This is a genomic window from Symbiopectobacterium purcellii (assembly GCF_019797845.1).
GTDB lineage: Bacteria > Pseudomonadota > Gammaproteobacteria > Enterobacterales > Enterobacteriaceae > Symbiopectobacterium > Symbiopectobacterium purcellii.
This window is the reverse complement of record NZ_CP081864.1, coordinates 273,164-287,760: the sequence shown is the minus strand read 5'-3', so window position 1 is coordinate 287,760 and position 14,597 is coordinate 273,164. Positions and strand designations below refer to the sequence as shown.

18 protein-coding genes and 1 pseudogene are annotated in these 14,597 nt (G+C 54.7%); 12 read left to right on the top strand and 7 right to left on the bottom strand.

Annotated elements, in window-relative coordinates; genetic code table 11:
* Positions 1-70: 70 nt before the first annotated feature.
* Complete coding sequence (degS, locus tag K6K13_RS01335; protein WP_222159222.1) at positions 71-1,165, top strand: outer membrane-stress sensor serine endopeptidase DegS; 1,095 nt, start codon at positions 71-73, stop codon at positions 1,163-1,165.
* 45 nt (positions 1,166-1,210) lie between these two features.
* Here degS and murA read toward each other — a convergent pair whose 3' ends face one another.
* The 7 genes from murA to mlaF all read right to left on the bottom strand — a co-directional run bounded on the left by murA (position 1,211) and on the right by mlaF (position 6,033).
* Positions 1,211-2,476 carry a UDP-N-acetylglucosamine 1-carboxyvinyltransferase gene (gene murA / locus K6K13_RS01330; RefSeq protein ID WP_222159221.1) on the bottom strand — a complete coding sequence of 422 codons (1,266 nt, stop codon included), beginning with the start codon at positions 2,474-2,476 and terminating at the stop codon, positions 1,211-1,213.
* A 51-nt stretch (positions 2,477-2,527) separates the two neighbouring features.
* Positions 2,528-2,782 (bottom strand): BolA family iron metabolism protein IbaG, encoded by a 255-nt coding sequence (gene ibaG, locus K6K13_RS01325; protein ID WP_222159220.1) that lies wholly within the window; start codon positions 2,780-2,782, stop codon positions 2,528-2,530.
* Positions 2,783-2,924: 142 nt separating this feature from the next.
* Complete coding sequence (gene mlaB / locus K6K13_RS01320) at positions 2,925-3,218, bottom strand: lipid asymmetry maintenance protein MlaB (protein ID WP_222159219.1); 294 nt, start codon at positions 3,216-3,218, stop codon at positions 2,925-2,927.
* Positions 3,211-3,843, bottom strand: coding sequence for a phospholipid-binding protein MlaC (gene mlaC / locus K6K13_RS01315; RefSeq protein WP_222159218.1), 633 nt, complete (start codon positions 3,841-3,843; stop codon positions 3,211-3,213). Before mlaC ends, mlaB begins: the two co-directional genes overlap by 8 nt.
* Positions 3,844-3,859: 16 nt before the next feature.
* Positions 3,860-4,426 (bottom strand): outer membrane lipid asymmetry maintenance protein MlaD, encoded by a 567-nt coding sequence (mlaD, locus tag K6K13_RS01310; RefSeq protein ID WP_222159217.1) that lies wholly within the window; start codon positions 4,424-4,426, stop codon positions 3,860-3,862.
* Positions 4,427-4,430: 4 nt separating this feature from the next.
* Positions 4,431-5,213 carry a lipid asymmetry maintenance ABC transporter permease subunit MlaE gene (mlaE, locus tag K6K13_RS01305; protein ID WP_222159216.1) on the bottom strand — a complete coding sequence of 261 codons (783 nt, stop codon included), beginning with the start codon at positions 5,211-5,213 and terminating at the stop codon, positions 4,431-4,433.
* A gap of 7 nt (positions 5,214-5,220) precedes the next feature.
* Positions 5,221-6,033: a phospholipid ABC transporter ATP-binding protein MlaF gene (gene mlaF, locus K6K13_RS01300; protein WP_222159215.1), complete on the bottom strand. Its 813-nt coding sequence runs from the start codon at positions 6,031-6,033 to the stop codon at positions 5,221-5,223.
* A gap of 303 nt (positions 6,034-6,336) precedes the next feature.
* Between mlaF and K6K13_RS01295 the strand changes: the two genes are divergently transcribed.
* The 11 genes and pseudogenes from K6K13_RS01295 (at position 6,337) to npr (ending at position 14,531) form a co-directional block, all read left to right on the top strand.
* A complete protein-coding gene (locus tag K6K13_RS01295; RefSeq protein ID WP_222159214.1) occupies positions 6,337-7,308 on the top strand; it encodes a calcium/sodium antiporter in 972 nt (323 codons plus the stop codon).
* A 51-nt stretch (positions 7,309-7,359) separates the two neighbouring features.
* Positions 7,360-8,346 carry an arabinose-5-phosphate isomerase KdsD gene (gene kdsD, locus K6K13_RS01290; RefSeq protein ID WP_222159213.1) on the top strand — a complete coding sequence of 329 codons (987 nt, stop codon included), beginning with the start codon at positions 7,360-7,362 and terminating at the stop codon, positions 8,344-8,346.
* Positions 8,347-8,412: 66 nt separating this feature from the next.
* Positions 8,413-8,979 carry a 3-deoxy-manno-octulosonate-8-phosphatase KdsC gene (gene kdsC, locus K6K13_RS01285; protein WP_222159212.1) on the top strand — a complete coding sequence of 189 codons (567 nt, stop codon included), beginning with the start codon at positions 8,413-8,415 and terminating at the stop codon, positions 8,977-8,979.
* A 96-nt stretch (positions 8,980-9,075) separates the two neighbouring features.
* On the top strand, positions 9,076-9,642 hold the full coding sequence (lptC, locus tag K6K13_RS01280) for an LPS export ABC transporter periplasmic protein LptC (protein WP_222159211.1): 567 nt from the start codon (positions 9,076-9,078) through the stop codon (positions 9,640-9,642).
* On the top strand, positions 9,623-10,201 hold the full coding sequence (gene lptA / locus K6K13_RS01275; RefSeq protein ID WP_222159210.1) for a lipopolysaccharide ABC transporter substrate-binding protein LptA: 579 nt from the start codon (positions 9,623-9,625) through the stop codon (positions 10,199-10,201). Before lptC ends, lptA begins: the two co-directional genes overlap by 20 nt.
* A 3-nt stretch (positions 10,202-10,204) precedes the next feature.
* On the top strand, positions 10,205-10,930 hold the full coding sequence (gene lptB / locus K6K13_RS01270; protein WP_196908458.1) for an LPS export ABC transporter ATP-binding protein: 726 nt from the start codon (positions 10,205-10,207) through the stop codon (positions 10,928-10,930).
* 51 nt (positions 10,931-10,981) lie between these two features.
* On the top strand, positions 10,982-12,415 hold the full coding sequence (rpoN, locus tag K6K13_RS01265; RefSeq protein WP_222159209.1) for an RNA polymerase factor sigma-54: 1,434 nt from the start codon (positions 10,982-10,984) through the stop codon (positions 12,413-12,415).
* 23 nt (positions 12,416-12,438) lie between these two features.
* Positions 12,439-12,726, top strand: a complete 288-nt coding sequence (hpf, locus tag K6K13_RS01260; RefSeq protein WP_222159208.1) for a ribosome hibernation promoting factor — start codon at positions 12,439-12,441, stop codon at positions 12,724-12,726.
* Between the two features lie 90 nt (positions 12,727-12,816).
* Entirely contained in the window at positions 12,817-13,290 is a 474-nt protein-coding gene (gene ptsN / locus K6K13_RS01255; RefSeq protein ID WP_222160924.1) for a PTS IIA-like nitrogen regulatory protein PtsN, read from the top strand.
* A gap of 115 nt (positions 13,291-13,405) precedes the next feature.
* A complete protein-coding gene (rapZ, locus tag K6K13_RS01250; protein WP_222159207.1) occupies positions 13,406-14,257 on the top strand; it encodes an RNase adapter RapZ in 852 nt (283 codons plus the stop codon).
* A pseudogene (gene npr, locus K6K13_RS01245) lies at positions 14,257-14,531 on the top strand (PTS phosphocarrier protein NPr). The gene rapZ and the pseudogene npr overlap by 1 nt, the downstream one beginning before the upstream one ends.
* The last annotated feature ends 66 nt before the right edge of the window (positions 14,532-14,597 follow it).

Here is a 14,597-nt window from a genome sequence, read left to right as displayed (position 1 = left end):
ACACGGTACATGCCGTGTCCGGTAAACTCATGTTATCCTACGCTTACCTATCCACTTCCCTGTACGTTTTATGCTCGCAAAACTCTTTCGCTCCGCCATTATTGGCGCGATCGTGGCGGGAATTCTGCTCGCGATCATGCCGTTGCTACGGTCAAATACCGCACTGTTTTCCCGCTCACACAGTATCCAGAGCGAGGATGTGCCGCTTAGCTATAATCAGGCCGTTCGCCGCGCAGCGCCTGCGGTGGTTAACGTCTATAGCCGGGAGTCAAGCAGCGAAACCAACGGAGAACTGAACATTCGCCTGCTCGGATCTGGCGTGATCATGAGTGAAAAGGGCTACGTGCTGACCAATAATCACGTGATAAACAATATCGCGCAGTTGGTTATCTCGTTACAGGATGGCCGCGTCTATGAGGCCAGCGTGATTGGCACGGACAAGCTGACCGATCTGGCGGTAGTGAAAGTGGAAGCCGCTAACCTACCGGTCATCACCATCAACGAAAAACGCACGGCGCACATCGGCGATGTGGTGCTGGCTATCGGTAACCCTTACAACCTGGGCCAAACCGTGACTCAAGGCATTATCAGCGCCACCGGCCGCGTGGGTCTGAGCCTGATGGACGGATCGGGTTCCGGCTTTGGTGGGCGTCAGAATTTCCTGCAAACCGATGCCTCCATCAACCACGGTAACTCTGGCGGTGCGTTGGTCAACACGCTAGGTGAACTGGTCGGCATCAACACCCTGACCTTTGATAAAGGCAGCGACGGAGAAACGCCGGAAGGCATTGGCTTCGCCATCCCGGTAGCGCTGGCCACCAAGGTGATGGGAAAACTGATTCGCGATGGTCGTGTGGTGCGCGGCTATATCGGCATTAACGGCGCACAAGCGGAAGGGCTATCACCCAATAGCACGCTGGACAGCAATAAACGCCTGCAAGGTGTGATCGTGATGAATGTCGAACCCGGCGGACCAGCAGATAAAGGCGGCATGAAAAAAGGTGACGTGCTGCTGACCATGAACGGCAAGCCCGCCGTCTCAGTGATTGAAACCATGGATCAGGTGGCTGAAGTTCGTCCCGGCACTGCCGTTCCGGTAGCCATTCGCCGCGGCGACCAGGAGATGACGCTGTCGGTGACGATTCAGGAGTTTCCGGAGAACTGACGTTACCAGTATGAGCAGCGCACGGCTGCTCATACTGAAACGGGATTACGCGTCGTTACCGCTCACACGTTCGATGTTTGCACCCAACCCACGCAATTTATCTTCAATGCGTTCGTAACCACGATCGATGTGATAGATGCGATCGACGAGGGTTGTGCCTTCCGCGATGCAACCCGCCAGCACCAGACTGGCTGATGCGCGCAGATCGGTCGCCATTACCTGAGCGCCAGAAAGCGTATCAACGCCGTGGCAGATCACGGTGTTACTCTCAATCTCTGCCTGCGCGCCCATACGAATCAGTTCCGGCACGTGCATAAAGCGGTTTTCAAAGATGGTTTCGGTGATAACACCGGTGCCTTCTGCCACCAGATTCAGCAGGCTGAACTGCGCCTGCATATCGGTCGGGAAGCCAGGATGCGGAGAAGTACGCACGGTAACCGCTTTCGGGCGTTTGCCATGCATATCCAGGCTGATCCAATCTTCACCCACTTCGATATCCGCGCCTGCGTCACGCAATTTTGCCAGCACGGCATCCAGCGTATCCGGGCGCGTGTTGCGGCACACAATGCTGCCACGAGAGACCGCCGCCGCCACCAGGAACGTACCGGTTTCGATACGGTCTGGCAGCACGCGGTAAACGCCGCCGCCCAGACGCTCAACGCCTTCGATAACGATCTTGTCGCTGCCAGCACCGGTGATTTTGGCACCCATGGCATTCAGGAAACCTGCCGTATCGACAATTTCCGGCTCGCGCGCGGCGTTTTCGATAATGGTGGTGCCTTCAGCCAGCGTTGCCGCCGTCATGATAGTGACGGTGGCACCGACGCTGACTTTATCCATGACGATATGCGCGCCCTGCAAGCGTCCGTCAACCGTGGCTTTGACATAGCCCTCTTCCAGCACGATCTTGGCCCCCAACTGCTCCAGCCCGGTAATGTGCAGATCGACCGGACGTGCGCCAATCGCGCAGCCACCGGGCAGTGAGACCTGACCCTGACCGAAACGCGCAACCAGCGGACCCAACGCCCAGATAGAAGCGCGCATGGTTTTCACCAGATCGTAAGGCGCACAAAAGACGTTAACGTCACGGGCATCCACATGCACCGAACCATTGCGCGTCACGTGAGCACCTAACTGGCTAAGCATCTTCATCGTGGTATCAATATCACGCAGCTTGGGAACATTTTGGATTTCTACTGGCGCTTCCGCCAACAGGGCCGCAAACAGGATGGGCAGGGCGGCATTTTTCGCCCCGGAGATAGTGACTTCACCAGTGAGCCGGGTAGGACCCTGCACACGAAATTTGTCCATAGTTAAAGGTTCTCAGCTTGCTAAAAGTATTCCAGGGCGCACTGCTCTCGCTTAAAAGCCGTTCAGCTTACGATCGCGCTGCCATTCTTCCGGTGTATAGGCCTTTATAGAAAGCGCATGAATGCGGTTGTCCGCAATGTACTCCATCAAGGGCGCGTATACGGTCTGCTGCTGTTTGACACGACGCATACCAGCAAAAATATCCCCCACGGCGACGACCTGAAAGTGGCTGCCATCGCCCGTGACGTGGACTTCTTGCAGTGCGAGTGCCTTCATCAGCACCTCTTCGATCTCGTTATTTTCCATCGCTCTCAATTCTGTGTTCAGGGGGAGGATTATCAGCCGTGTATCTTAGATGAATACGCCGTTTTCTTAAACAAAGAAATCCCTCTTGGCGTGAGCTAAGAGGGCGGTTTTCATCTATACGCGGGAAAGGTAAAGAAAAAAATCAAACGACGGGAATAATGTCGTTGAGGTTATACAGCGCAATCAGCGTTTTTACCCGTTCACTGGCACCAGAAATGGTGAACGATGGCGCTGAGCGGCGCTGCTGTTGATAGAGATGCACCAACAGCGCCAGCCCGGCGGAATCCACCCGGTTCAGCGCCGCGATATCCAGCGCCTGCTTGCCCTTCAGCAAGGTCTCGCGCTGCTGCCAAAACGGCAGCAGGGAATCGCGATCCAAATCGCCGGACAGCGCCAGCGTCGTGTCTTGCGACGTCCAGCGCAGAGCCTCAGCCATTTTTCTGCTCCAGCGTAATCGGCTGACGCGCGGAGGCTTCCAACTGCTTGGTTAACCCATCAACGCCCTGTTGACGCAAAATGGCTGCCCATTCGTTTTGCTTGGTGGTGATCATGCTCACCCCTTCGGCAATCATGTCGTAAGCCTGCCAGTTACCGGTCTGGCTGTTTTTACGCCATTGAAAATCCAGACGTACCGGTGGGCGGCCACCGTTGTCAAGAATGGTTACGCGGATGAGAATGATATCCGCAGTGCCCAGCGGCTGTTCCGGTGCAATCTGGTAGTTCTGCCCGTGATACAGCGCCAGCGCCTGACCGTAGGCTTGCGCTAAATAGGCTTCGAACGCCTTGAAATAGGCATCACGCTGCGCCGGCGTCGCTTCTTTGTAGTAGCGGCCCAGAACCAATGCCCCTGCATAGCGAATCTGCACATACGGCAGCAGCTCTTCTTGCACGATTTGACGCAAGTAGTTCGGATCCTGCTTGATACGCGGCTGCTCCGTTTTCAGACGCGAAAAGGTCTTCTCCGCCGCATCGTTCATCAAACGATAAGGATTGGTTTGATCCACCGCGCTGGCGAAAGGTGCCACGACCAGCAGTGCCACCATCAGTAAACGTTTTAACATGCAGATGTCCTCTTGATTATTGTGCTGCGCCCGACGCAGGAGCAGACGGCGCTGGCGTCAATGCCGGTTCGTTTTGCGGCACAGATTCCGTTTTCACCGTATTGTCGGCGCTATCTCCTCCGCTCTTATAGAGGAATTGTCCGATTAAGTCCTCCAGTACCATGGCGGATTTGGTGTCCTGAATCACACCGCCATCAGCGAGGATCTTGGTGCCCATTTCTTCATCTTCGAAGCCAATATTCAGCGCCAGATACTGTTCGCCCAGCAACCCGGAGGTGCGGATCGCCAACGAACTGGTGTCAGGAATATGGTCGTACCGGCGTTGGATATCCATGGCAACGCGCGGCAAATAGGTTTTAGTATCCAATGAAATATCGGCAACGCGACCAATCACCACACCGCCGACTTTGATCGGAGAACGCGCTTTCAGACCGCCAATATTGTCAAACGTGGCGTACAGCCGGTAGGTCTGTTCGCTGCCGATAGACTTCACGTCGGCGACTTTCAAACAGAGAAAAATAATGGCGCCCAGGGCGATCAACAGGAATACGCCAACCCAGATTTCACTTCGCTTTGTTTGCATCGACTCAGTTCCCAAACATCAGTGCTGTCAGCACAAAATCCAATCCCAATACCGCCAATGACGAATGCACTACCGTGCGCGTCGTCGCCCGGCTGATCCCCTCAGAGGTCGGGATCGCATCATAGCCATTGAACAACGCAATCCAGGTCACGGTAATCGCAAATACCACACTTTTGATCACGCAGTTCAGCAGATCTTTGCGCCACTCGACGGCGCCCTGCATCGCTGACCAGAAGAAGCCATCATCGATGCCCTTCCAGCTCACCCCAACCAACGCGCCGCCCCAGATGCCGACCGCCACAAAGATGATCGTCAGCAGCGGCATGCTGATAAGTCCGGCCCAGAAACGCGGGGCCACCACGCGCCGCAGCGGGTCTACCGCCATCATCTCCATACTGGAAAGCTGCTCGGTGGCTTTCATCAGGCCAATTTCCGCCGTCAGCGCCGAGCCGGCGCGGCCAGCAAACAACAACGCGGTAACCACCGGCCCCAGTTCGCGCAGCAGAGAAAGCGCCACCATCATGCCCAGGCTGGCCTCAGCGCTGTAGGTGGTCAGCACCAGATACCCTTGCAGCCCCAACACCATACCGATAAACAGTCCAGACACCAGGATGATCAAGAGAGACTGAACCCCAACGCTGTGCAGTTGCTTGAGCAACAGCGGGCCTTGCTTGCGCAGTTCGGGACGGCCCACCAGCGCATTAAACAACATGAACCCGGCACGACCGAAGGCAGCACAGGACCGGATTCCCTGACGTCCCAACGACGCCAATGCTTCTCGTAGCATGAATTGATTAACTCCCGGAGCCTAACAGGCTGGTTTTGTAGTCACCTGCAGGGAAGCGAAACGGCACGGGACCATCGGCAATGCCGTCAATAAATTGCCGTACCCGAGGATCGGTATTCGCACGCAGCGCCTCCACCGAGCCGTGCGCAACGATGTGCTGATCCGCCACGATATAGGCATAATCTGCGATGCTCAGCACTTCCGGCACGTCATGAGAGACCACCACGCAGGTGATACCCAGCGCATGGTTCAGTTCATCGATAAGCTTAACCAACACGCCCATGGTGATCGGATCCTGGCCGACAAACGGTTCGTCGAACATGATCATTTGCGGATCGAGCGCAATGGCGCGGGCCAATGCGGCACGGCGAGCCATCCCTCCGGACAGCTCTGAAGGCATCAGGTTGGCCGCACCGCGTAACCCGACCGCCTCCAGTTTCATCAGCACCGTACTACGTAACAGCGCTTCGGGCAGTTGGGTATGTTCCCGCAGCGGCCAGGCCACGTTCTCAAACACGGTAAGATCGGTGAACAGCGCGCCAGACTGGAACAACATGCTCATCTTCTTACGCACGTCATACAACCGGGAACGGGAGAGCGTTGGAATATTCTCCCCGTCAAACCAGATCTCGCCGCTGTCCGGCTGAAGCTGACCGCCAATCAGGCGCAACAATGTGGTTTTACCGATACCGGAGGGCCCCATGATAGCGGTGACCTTCCCTTTGGGTACGGTTAATGAAACATCGGTGAAAATGGGCCGCTCGCCGCGCGAAAAATTGAGCCCACGAATTTCGACCAGATGAGTAGCATCTTGGTTCATGCGATCTTTTCCTTCACTCACTCCCCTTGACGATCGTCGCTGTTATACGTCCATGACGTGCAACAACCGTTGCATTTCCTATCAAGCTTAACGGCAGGTTTCAGGCAAAGCACGAGTTTTACAAAATATTACCGACAATTCTTACCGAAAAGGGCGGGTTCTGGCTGCCATAGGTTTTACTTTTTCTGCCCAGACAGTCAAAATTACCCCTCTACGATGCAACGCAATTTTTGCTCGACATTCGTCCGCGCACCGCTTCATTGCCTAATGAGCCGGTGATTATACCCGAATAAAGGACGCTGCATGCTTTTTGCGATAGTTCTGCTGGTTATTGGCCTGTTTCTTTTGGTTTATGGTGCTGACCGTTTAGTTTATGGCGCAGCCGTTCTTGCCCGTGTGTGGGGCGTTTCTCCTTTGATTATCGGCGTGATGATTGTTGGCATCGGCACCTCACTGCCAGAGTTGGCGGTGTCGGTGACGGCGGGCCTGAACCAGCAAATGGACATGGCGGTCGGTAACGTATTGGGGTCGAATATCGCCAATATCATGCTAATCCTCGGCAGCGCTGCCCTGATTCGCCCCTTGACCTTTCGTTCCGATCTGCTGCGGCGTGAACTACTCCCCATGCTGTTGATCACGCTGTTCAGCGGCGGTGTGCTTTACAATGGCTATCTCAGTCGGCTTGACGGCGTGATGCTGCTCGCGGCGGCGGGTGCCTGGATCGTACTGATGCTGCGCATGGCACGCCAGGCGCAACAGAGCGGCAGTGACAGCCTGACGCGCGAACAGCTGGCGGAGCTGCCGCAGGCACAGGCTGACGGTAATCAGACGGTTGCCGTTCTCTGGTTGCTGCTGGGATTGATTATTTTGCCGATGGCGGCACGCATCGTGATTGACAATGCCACGGTGATCGCACGTCATTTCGCGTTTGATGAGTTGACCATTGGGCTAACGGTGCTGGCGATCGGCACCAGCCTGCCGGAATTGGCCACAGCCATCGTCGGCACGCTGAAAAAAGAGGATGATATCGCGCTGGGTAACCTGATTGGGTCAAACGTCTTCAATCTGGTTATCGTGCTTGGTGTCCCGGCGCTGCTGTCACCCGGTGCGGTGAACCCACTGGCATTTCAACGCGATTACGGGGTCATGCTGGGAGCGAGCCTGCTGCTGACGCTGCTCTGTCTGCGCAAAAAACGCTCTATCGGGCAAGGTGCTGGCGCGCTGTTACTGTGTATGTTTATTGCTTACCTTGCGACGCTGTTTTTGCTGTATTAGCGGCGCACGACTCGTTTTCTTGGAAAACTCAAATAGTCAGGATTAACCGTTATGTCCAACGTTGAACAACAGCCCGATTTCGATTTCCAACAGGCGGGCCGACACGTGCTCGCTATCGAACGCGACGGGTTGGCCCATCTGGACCAGTATATCGATGACAACTTCACCCGCGCTTGTCGCACCATGTTCCATTGCCAGGGCAAAGTGGTAGTAATGGGAATGGGGAAATCCGGGCATATCGGCTGCAAGATGGCGGCAACCTTCGCCAGCACAGGCACTCCCTCGTTTTTTGTTCATCCCGGTGAGGCCAGCCACGGTGACCTCGGCATGATCACCGCGCAAGATATCGTGATCGCCATATCCAACTCGGGTGAGTCCAATGAAATTCTGGCGCTGATCCCGGTGCTCAAACGTCTGGGTGTGTTTCTGATTTGCATCACCAGCAACCCGGAAAGCACCATGGGTAAAGCGGCCGATATTCATCTCTGTGTCCATGTGCCGCAGGAAGCCTGCCCGTTGGGGCTAGCCCCCACCTCCAGCACCACGGCCACGCTGGTAATGGGCGATGCGCTTGCCGTCGCCTTGTTACAGGCGCGGGGTTTCACCGCCGAAGATTTTGCCCTTTCTCACCCCGGTGGCGCACTGGGCCGCAAACTTTTGCTGCGCGTTGCGGATATCATGCATACCGGAGACGAGATCCCCCACGTTACCCGAGACGCCTCGTTGCGTGATGCGCTGGTGGAGATCACCCGCAAGAGTTTCGGTATGACCGTAATTTGCACGCCGGACATGACGATCGAAGGCATCTTCACCGACGGTGACCTGCGCCGCATCTTTGATATGCAGATCAACCTCAATGATGCGCGTATCGCCGATCTGATGACCGCAGGCGGTATTCGGGTCACGCCCAATACCTTGGCGGTGGATGCGCTGAATCTGATGCAGTCGCGCCATATTACGTCGCTACTGGTGGCACAATCCGATCGACTGGTCGGTATCGTCCATATGCATGATATGCTGCGCGCTGGCGTGGTGTGACAGTTTACGGGATCGTCTTTCTGGCGATCCCTAGAGAAAGAAGGGTGACATCAAGGATATGTGTTTATGAATAACCCCCAAGCGCAAACCGCCACCTGCTACGGCCCCGTCGCGGATCGGGTATTGGAAAAGGCGCAAGCCATCAAATTGCTGATTTGCGATGTTGACGGCGTGCTCTCTGACGGCCTTATTTACATGGGCAATCAAGGGGAAGAACTGAAGGCGTTTAACGTGCGCGACGGTTATGGGATTCGCTGTCTGCTAACGTCCGGCATCGAGGTCGCCATCATTACCGGGCGCTCTGCGCCACTGGTGGAAGACCGCTGCCGCACGCTGGGTATCACCCATCTTTATCAGGGACAGTCAGATAAGGTTTTGGCCTTCCGTGAACTGTTAGATACACTGTCGCTTAACGCCAATCAGGTTGCCTATATTGGTGACGATTTGATTGACTGGCCGGTGATGGCGCAGGTAGGCCTTAGCGTCGCCGTGGCAGATGCCCACCCTCTGCTGCTGCCCAGGGCGGACTACGTGACCAACATTCCCGGCGGGCGCGGTGCGGTACGTGAACTGTGCGACCTTATCCTGCTGGCGCAGGGTAAGTTGGACGACGCCAAAGGGCTATCGGTATGACAATAGCGTCACGGCAAAGGGGCTATCGCCGCCCGTTTGTCAGGGCACGAATTTGCTACGACATGAGTTTGCGATGACCATGAGTACGTTTTTATTATGAATAAGACGAAGCGTTGGCTTACCGCGCTATTGGCGCTCATTGTGTTGATTCTGATTGGCTGGAACCTGACGGATCAGGACAGCGCGCCACAAACGGAAACCCAGGACAATGCGGTGCCGACCTACACCAGCGATGAAACCACCACGCGCGTATTTAACCCGCAAGGTGGCCTCAACTATCGACTCGTTGCGCAAAGAGTGGAGTATTTTAACGCGGAACAGCTTACCTGGTTTACCGCGCCTGTCGCTACGCTGTTCAACGAACAAGGTGTCGCAACCTGGTCGGTGCAAGCCGACCGCGCCAAGCTGACCAAAGATAAAATGTTGTTCTTATACGGGCATGTGGAAGTCAACAGTCTGACCAATGACTCACAATTACGGCAGATAAAAACCGATAATGCGCAAGTTAACCTGGTGACACAGGACATCGCCTCCGATGATGAGGTGACACTGTTTGGAGCCAGTTTCCTCTCGAATGGGATGAAAATGCGCGGTAATTTGCGTAACAAAACTGCCGAATTGATTGAAAAGGTAAAAACCTCTTATGAAATTCAACACCAATAACGTCTGGCGCCACGCGGCGATTGCCAGCGCCCTGTTAGCAGCAAGCCTGCCTGCCCTTGCTGTGACAGGAGACACCAGCCAGCCGATTCACATTGATTCCGCGCAGCAGTCATTGGACATGCAGGGCAATACCGTCACTTTCACCGGTAATGTCACGGTAAAACAAGGCACCATCGATGTGAAGGCCGAAAAAGTTGTGGTCACGCGCCCACAGGGATCGCAGGGCCAGGAAGTGATTGAAGCCTTTGGTAATCCGGTGACCTTCTACCAGATGCAAGATAACGGCAAGCCGGTGAAAGGCCGCGCCCAGAAAGTGCGCTATGAACTGGCGCAAGATAAGATCACGCTGACGGGTAATGCGTATCTGGAACAACTGGATAGCAACGTGAAGGGCGATCGCATCACCTATCTGGTGAAACAGCAGCAGATGGAGGCAGTGGGTGATAAAGGCGGGCGCGTCACCACCGTGCTGGTCCCCTCTCAGCTACAGGATAAGAACGGCAAGGCCGCCGCACCGTCGTCTCAAAAAGCCAAGCAGCAACCACAGGCAACTGAATAACCTATGGCAACATTAATCGCAGAAAACCTGGCGAAGGCCTACAAGGGCCGTCGCGTGGTCGAAAACGTAAGTTTAACGGTCAACTCCGGTGAAATTGTCGGGTTGCTCGGACCGAATGGTGCGGGAAAAACCACGACATTCTATATGGTTGTCGGCATTGTCCAGCGCGATTCCGGGCGGATCGTGATTGATGATGAAGAGATAAGCTTGTTGCCCTTGCACGAACGCGCACGCCGCGGCATCGGCTATTTGCCGCAGGAAGCCTCGATTTTTCGCCGTCTGAGCGTCTATGACAACCTGATGGCTGTCTTGCAGATTCGCAAAGACCTGACGCCGGAACAGCAGGACGATCGCGCCAATGAGTTAATGGAAGAATTCCATATTATTCATTTACGCGATAGTCTGGGACAATCCTTGTCCGGCGGCGAACGTCGTCGCGTAGAGATCGCTCGTGCACTGGCGGCCAATCCCAAATTTATTTTGCTGGATGAACCCTTTGCCGGTGTCGATCCGATCTCGGTGCTCGACATAAAAAAAATTATTGAGCACCTGCGCGACAGCGGCCTGGGCGTGCTGATCACCGATCACAACGTGCGTGAAACGTTGGATGTGTGCGAACGCGCCTATATCGTCAGTCAAGGGCAGCTGATTTCCCACGGTTCACCCAGCGAAATCCTGGAAGATGAGCAGGTGAAACGCGTCTATCTGGGCGAAGGCTTCCGACTTTGATACTGTAACGTTTGCAATGGGCGTTCCATTTAAGGGAAAGTGACACGAGTTATGAAGCAAGGTTTGCAACTCAGGCTAAGTCAACAACTGGCCATGACGCCACAACTTCAGCAGGCGATTCGTCTGCTTCAGTTGTCTACGCTTGAACTCCAGCAAGAGATCCAACAAGCGCTGGAAAGCAACCCGTTGCTTGAACAAACCGATAGCCACGATGAAATCGATACTCAGGAAACGAGTGACAGCGAATCGTTGGATACGCGCGAAGCCCTTGAGCAAAAAGATATGCCGGAAGAGCTGCCGCTGGACGCCACCTGGGATGAAATCTACTCCGCAGGCACGCCCTCAAGTACCGGCACCGATTACCGCGACGAAGAGCTGCCGGTCTATCAGGGTGAAACCACGCAAACCTTGCAGGATTACCTGATGTGGCAGGTGGAATTGACGCCGTTTTCTGACACCGATGCGGCTATCGCCACGTCGATTGTCGATGCGGTGGACACCACCGGTTATCTGACCGTTCCGCTGGAAGATATTCTCGAGAGCATCGGCGACGATGACGTGACGATTGAGGAAGTGGAAGCGGTGTTAAAACGCGTGCAACGTTTTGACCCGGTCGGCGTGGCAGCGCGTGATTTGCGCGATTGTCTGCAAATCCAGCTGTCTCAATTTGCCCCCGAAACCCCATGGCTGGCGGAAGCCAAGCTTATCGTCAATGAATACCTCGACCTTCTGGCCAACCATGATTTTCGTGCGCTGATCCGCGCAAGCCGAATCAAAGAGGATGCGTTGAAAGAGGCACTGGCGTTGATTCAGTCACTCGATCCGCGTCCGGGGCAATCGATCAATACCGGCGAGTCGGAGTATGTGATCCCCGACGTGCTGGTGCGCAAACATCAAGAGCGCTGGGTGGTGGAACTCAACACTGACAGCGTGCCGCGCCTGCAAGTTAACCAGCAGTATGCCGCACTCGGCCACAGCGCGCGTAACGACAGTGACAGCCAGTTTATCCGCAGCCACCTGCAAGAGGCGCGCTGGCTGATAAAGAGTCTGGAGAGTCGCAACGATACGTTGCTGAAGGTCACACGCTGCATTGTGGAACAACAGCAGGATTTCTTTGAGAAAGGTGAAGAGTTTATGAAACCCATGGTGCTGGCGGATATCGCTCAGGCTGTGGATATGCATGAATCGACCATCTCACGCGTCACAACCCAGAAATTTCTTCACAGCCCACGTGGCATTTTCGAACTAAAATATTTCTTCTCCAGCCATGTAAATACCGACAGCGGTGGTGAGGCATCATCCACGGCGATTCGGGCGCTGGTGAAAAAACTGATCGCGGCGGAAAACCCCGGCAAGCCCTTGAGCGACAGCAAGTTGACAACGCTGCTCTCCGATCAGGGAATCATTGTCGCGCGGCGTACCGTCGCAAAGTACCGAGAGTCTTTATCCATCCCGCCGTCAAACCAACGTAAGCAGTTGGTTTGATCTCTACAGAGAAGGAAGACGCTATGCAGCTGAATATCAACGGACACCACATCGAAATCACGCCCGCATTACGCGAGTTCGTTAACACAAAATTTGCCAAGCTGGAGCAATACTTTGATCGCATCAACCAGATCAACGTGGTGCTTAAGGTGGAGAAAGTGGAGCAAATTGCCGATGCTACTCTGTTCGTTAATGGCGGTGAACTGCATGCCACATCCGAATCTGAAGACATGTATGCCGCCATCGATCTGTTGATCAACAAACTGGCGCGTCAGTTAAATAAACACAAGGACAAACTCAAACAGCACTGATCGTCATCTCCGCCTCCGGGCGCAGGGAATACGCCTCTGGCACAGCGCCAGAGGCGTGCAGAGATGAGCGGGCCGTTAAGTGAACACACCATGAATAACGATCCCATTTTGCAACTCAGCGCGGTATTACGCCAAGAGTGCACCCGCAGCACCGTTCATTGCCAAAGCAAGAAACGGGCGTTGGAAATCATCAGCGAATTGGCAGCCAGGCAGTTAAACCTTCCGACCCCGCTGATCTTCGAGGCATTGCTGACGCGCGAAAGAATGGGCAGTACCGGTATTGGCGGCGGTATCGCTATCCCACACGGGAAACTCGATGATGATAACGCCTTGGGCGCCACCGGGATCTTTATCCAACTTGAACAGCCAATATCCTTTGATGCTATTGATAATCAAGGCGTAGACTTGCTTTTTGCCTTGCTGGTTCCCGCAGAACAATGTAAAACCCATCTACATACGCTGTCACTTGTCGCCAAACGTCTGGCTGACAAAAGCGTGTGTCGGCGTTTACGGGCAGCACAGAGTGACGAAGAGCTTTACCAAATTATGATTGAAGGGGATTAATCCCCTGTGGAAAGCGCGCGACATTCAGACATTCGCGCTACGATTTGCGTCATACAGATGAATCACTCGGTCAGGGTGTAACAAAAGAAGGCTATAGCCGGAGGGGAGTCGTCGGATGGTGCTGATGATTGTCAGTGGTCGCTCAGGTTCAGGAAAATCTGTGGCCCTGCGCGCCCTGGAAGATATGGGCTTTTATTGCGTGGACAACCTGCCCGTGTTGTTGCTGCCGGAACTGGCCAACACGCTGGCACAACGGGATATCTCGGCAGCAGTCAGCATTGACGTGCGCAACATGCCAGAATCGCCGGAAATCTTCGAGCATGCCATGGATCAGTTGCCGCCCAGTTTTGCGCCGCAGTTGCTGTTCCTGGATGCCGATCGCAATACGCTGATTCGCCGTTACAGCGATACGCGCCGTTTGCACCCCCTTTCCAGCAAAAACCTTTCGCTGGAAAGCGCCATCGATGAAGAGAATGACCTGCTGGAACCGTTGCGTTCTCGCGCCGATCTGATCATCGATACGTCTGAAATGTCAGTGCATGAACTGGCGGAAATGCTGCGTACCCGACTGCTGGGCAAACGCGAGCGTGAACTGACCATGGTGTTCGAATCCTTTGGTTACAAGCACGGCATTCCTATCGATGCGGATTACGTGTTTGATGTGCGCTTCCTGCCAAACCCTCACTGGGATCCGAAATTACGTCCGATGACCGGGCTGGACAAACCGGTTGCCGCATTCCTCGATCGCCATACAGAAGTGCACAATTTTATTTACCAGACGCGCAGCTACCTGGAACTGTGGCTGCCCATGCTGGAAACCAACAACCGTAGCTACCTGACGGTTGCCATTGGTTGTACCGGCGGTAAACACCGTTCCGTCTATGTGGCTGAGCAACTGGCTGACTACTTCCGCTCGCGCGGCAAAAATGTACAGTCCCGCCACCGCACGCTGGAAAAACGCAAATAATGGCGGTCAAACAGACGGTTATCGTAAAGAATAAACTGGGTATGCACGCTCGACCGGCGATGAAGCTGTTTGAGCTGGTGCAAAGCTTTGATGCCGAAGTGATGTTGCGTAACGAAAGCGGCGTTGAAAAGCTGAAGCCAGCAGCGTGATCGCCATGATCATGCTGGATTCTGCCCAGGGTAAATACATTGAAGTGGAAGCCAACGGCGCAGATGAAACCGCCGCGCTGGCTGCGGTGGTTGAATTGTTCGAAGCCGGGTTTGATGAAGAGTAACGCGCGACAATAATCCCAAAAATGGACAATGCCATAGGTAATAACGCTGCCTTATGGTATAATTTC

Coding starts and splice junctions, on each gene's coding strand:
- degS (WP_222159222.1), top strand. CDS start 71: ATGCTCGCAAAACTCTTTCGCTCCGCCATTATTGGCGCGATCGTGGCG.
- murA (WP_222159221.1), bottom strand. CDS start 2,476: ATGGACAAATTTCGTGTGCAGGGTCCTACCCGGCTCACTGGTGAAGTC.
- ibaG (WP_222159220.1), bottom strand. CDS start 2,782: ATGGAAAATAACGAGATCGAAGAGGTGCTGATGAAGGCACTCGCACTG.
- mlaB (WP_222159219.1), bottom strand. CDS start 3,218: ATGGCTGAGGCTCTGCGCTGGACGTCGCAAGACACGACGCTGGCGCTG.
- mlaC (WP_222159218.1), bottom strand. CDS start 3,843: ATGTTAAAACGTTTACTGATGGTGGCACTGCTGGTCGTGGCACCTTTC.
- mlaD (WP_222159217.1), bottom strand. CDS start 4,426: ATGCAAACAAAGCGAAGTGAAATCTGGGTTGGCGTATTCCTGTTGATC.
- mlaE (WP_222159216.1), bottom strand. CDS start 5,213: ATGCTACGAGAAGCATTGGCGTCGTTGGGACGTCAGGGAATCCGGTCC.
- mlaF (WP_222159215.1), bottom strand. CDS start 6,033: ATGAACCAAGATGCTACTCATCTGGTCGAAATTCGTGGGCTCAATTTT.
- K6K13_RS01295 (WP_222159214.1), top strand. CDS start 6,337: ATGCTTTTTGCGATAGTTCTGCTGGTTATTGGCCTGTTTCTTTTGGTT.
- kdsD (WP_222159213.1), top strand. CDS start 7,360: ATGTCCAACGTTGAACAACAGCCCGATTTCGATTTCCAACAGGCGGGC.
- kdsC (WP_222159212.1), top strand. CDS start 8,413: ATGAATAACCCCCAAGCGCAAACCGCCACCTGCTACGGCCCCGTCGCG.
- lptC (WP_222159211.1), top strand. CDS start 9,076: ATGAATAAGACGAAGCGTTGGCTTACCGCGCTATTGGCGCTCATTGTG.
- lptA (WP_222159210.1), top strand. CDS start 9,623: ATGAAATTCAACACCAATAACGTCTGGCGCCACGCGGCGATTGCCAGC.
- lptB (WP_196908458.1), top strand. CDS start 10,205: ATGGCAACATTAATCGCAGAAAACCTGGCGAAGGCCTACAAGGGCCGT.
- rpoN (WP_222159209.1), top strand. CDS start 10,982: ATGAAGCAAGGTTTGCAACTCAGGCTAAGTCAACAACTGGCCATGACG.
- hpf (WP_222159208.1), top strand. CDS start 12,439: ATGCAGCTGAATATCAACGGACACCACATCGAAATCACGCCCGCATTA.
- ptsN (WP_222160924.1), top strand. CDS start 12,817: ATGAATAACGATCCCATTTTGCAACTCAGCGCGGTATTACGCCAAGAG.
- rapZ (WP_222159207.1), top strand. CDS start 13,406: ATGGTGCTGATGATTGTCAGTGGTCGCTCAGGTTCAGGAAAATCTGTG.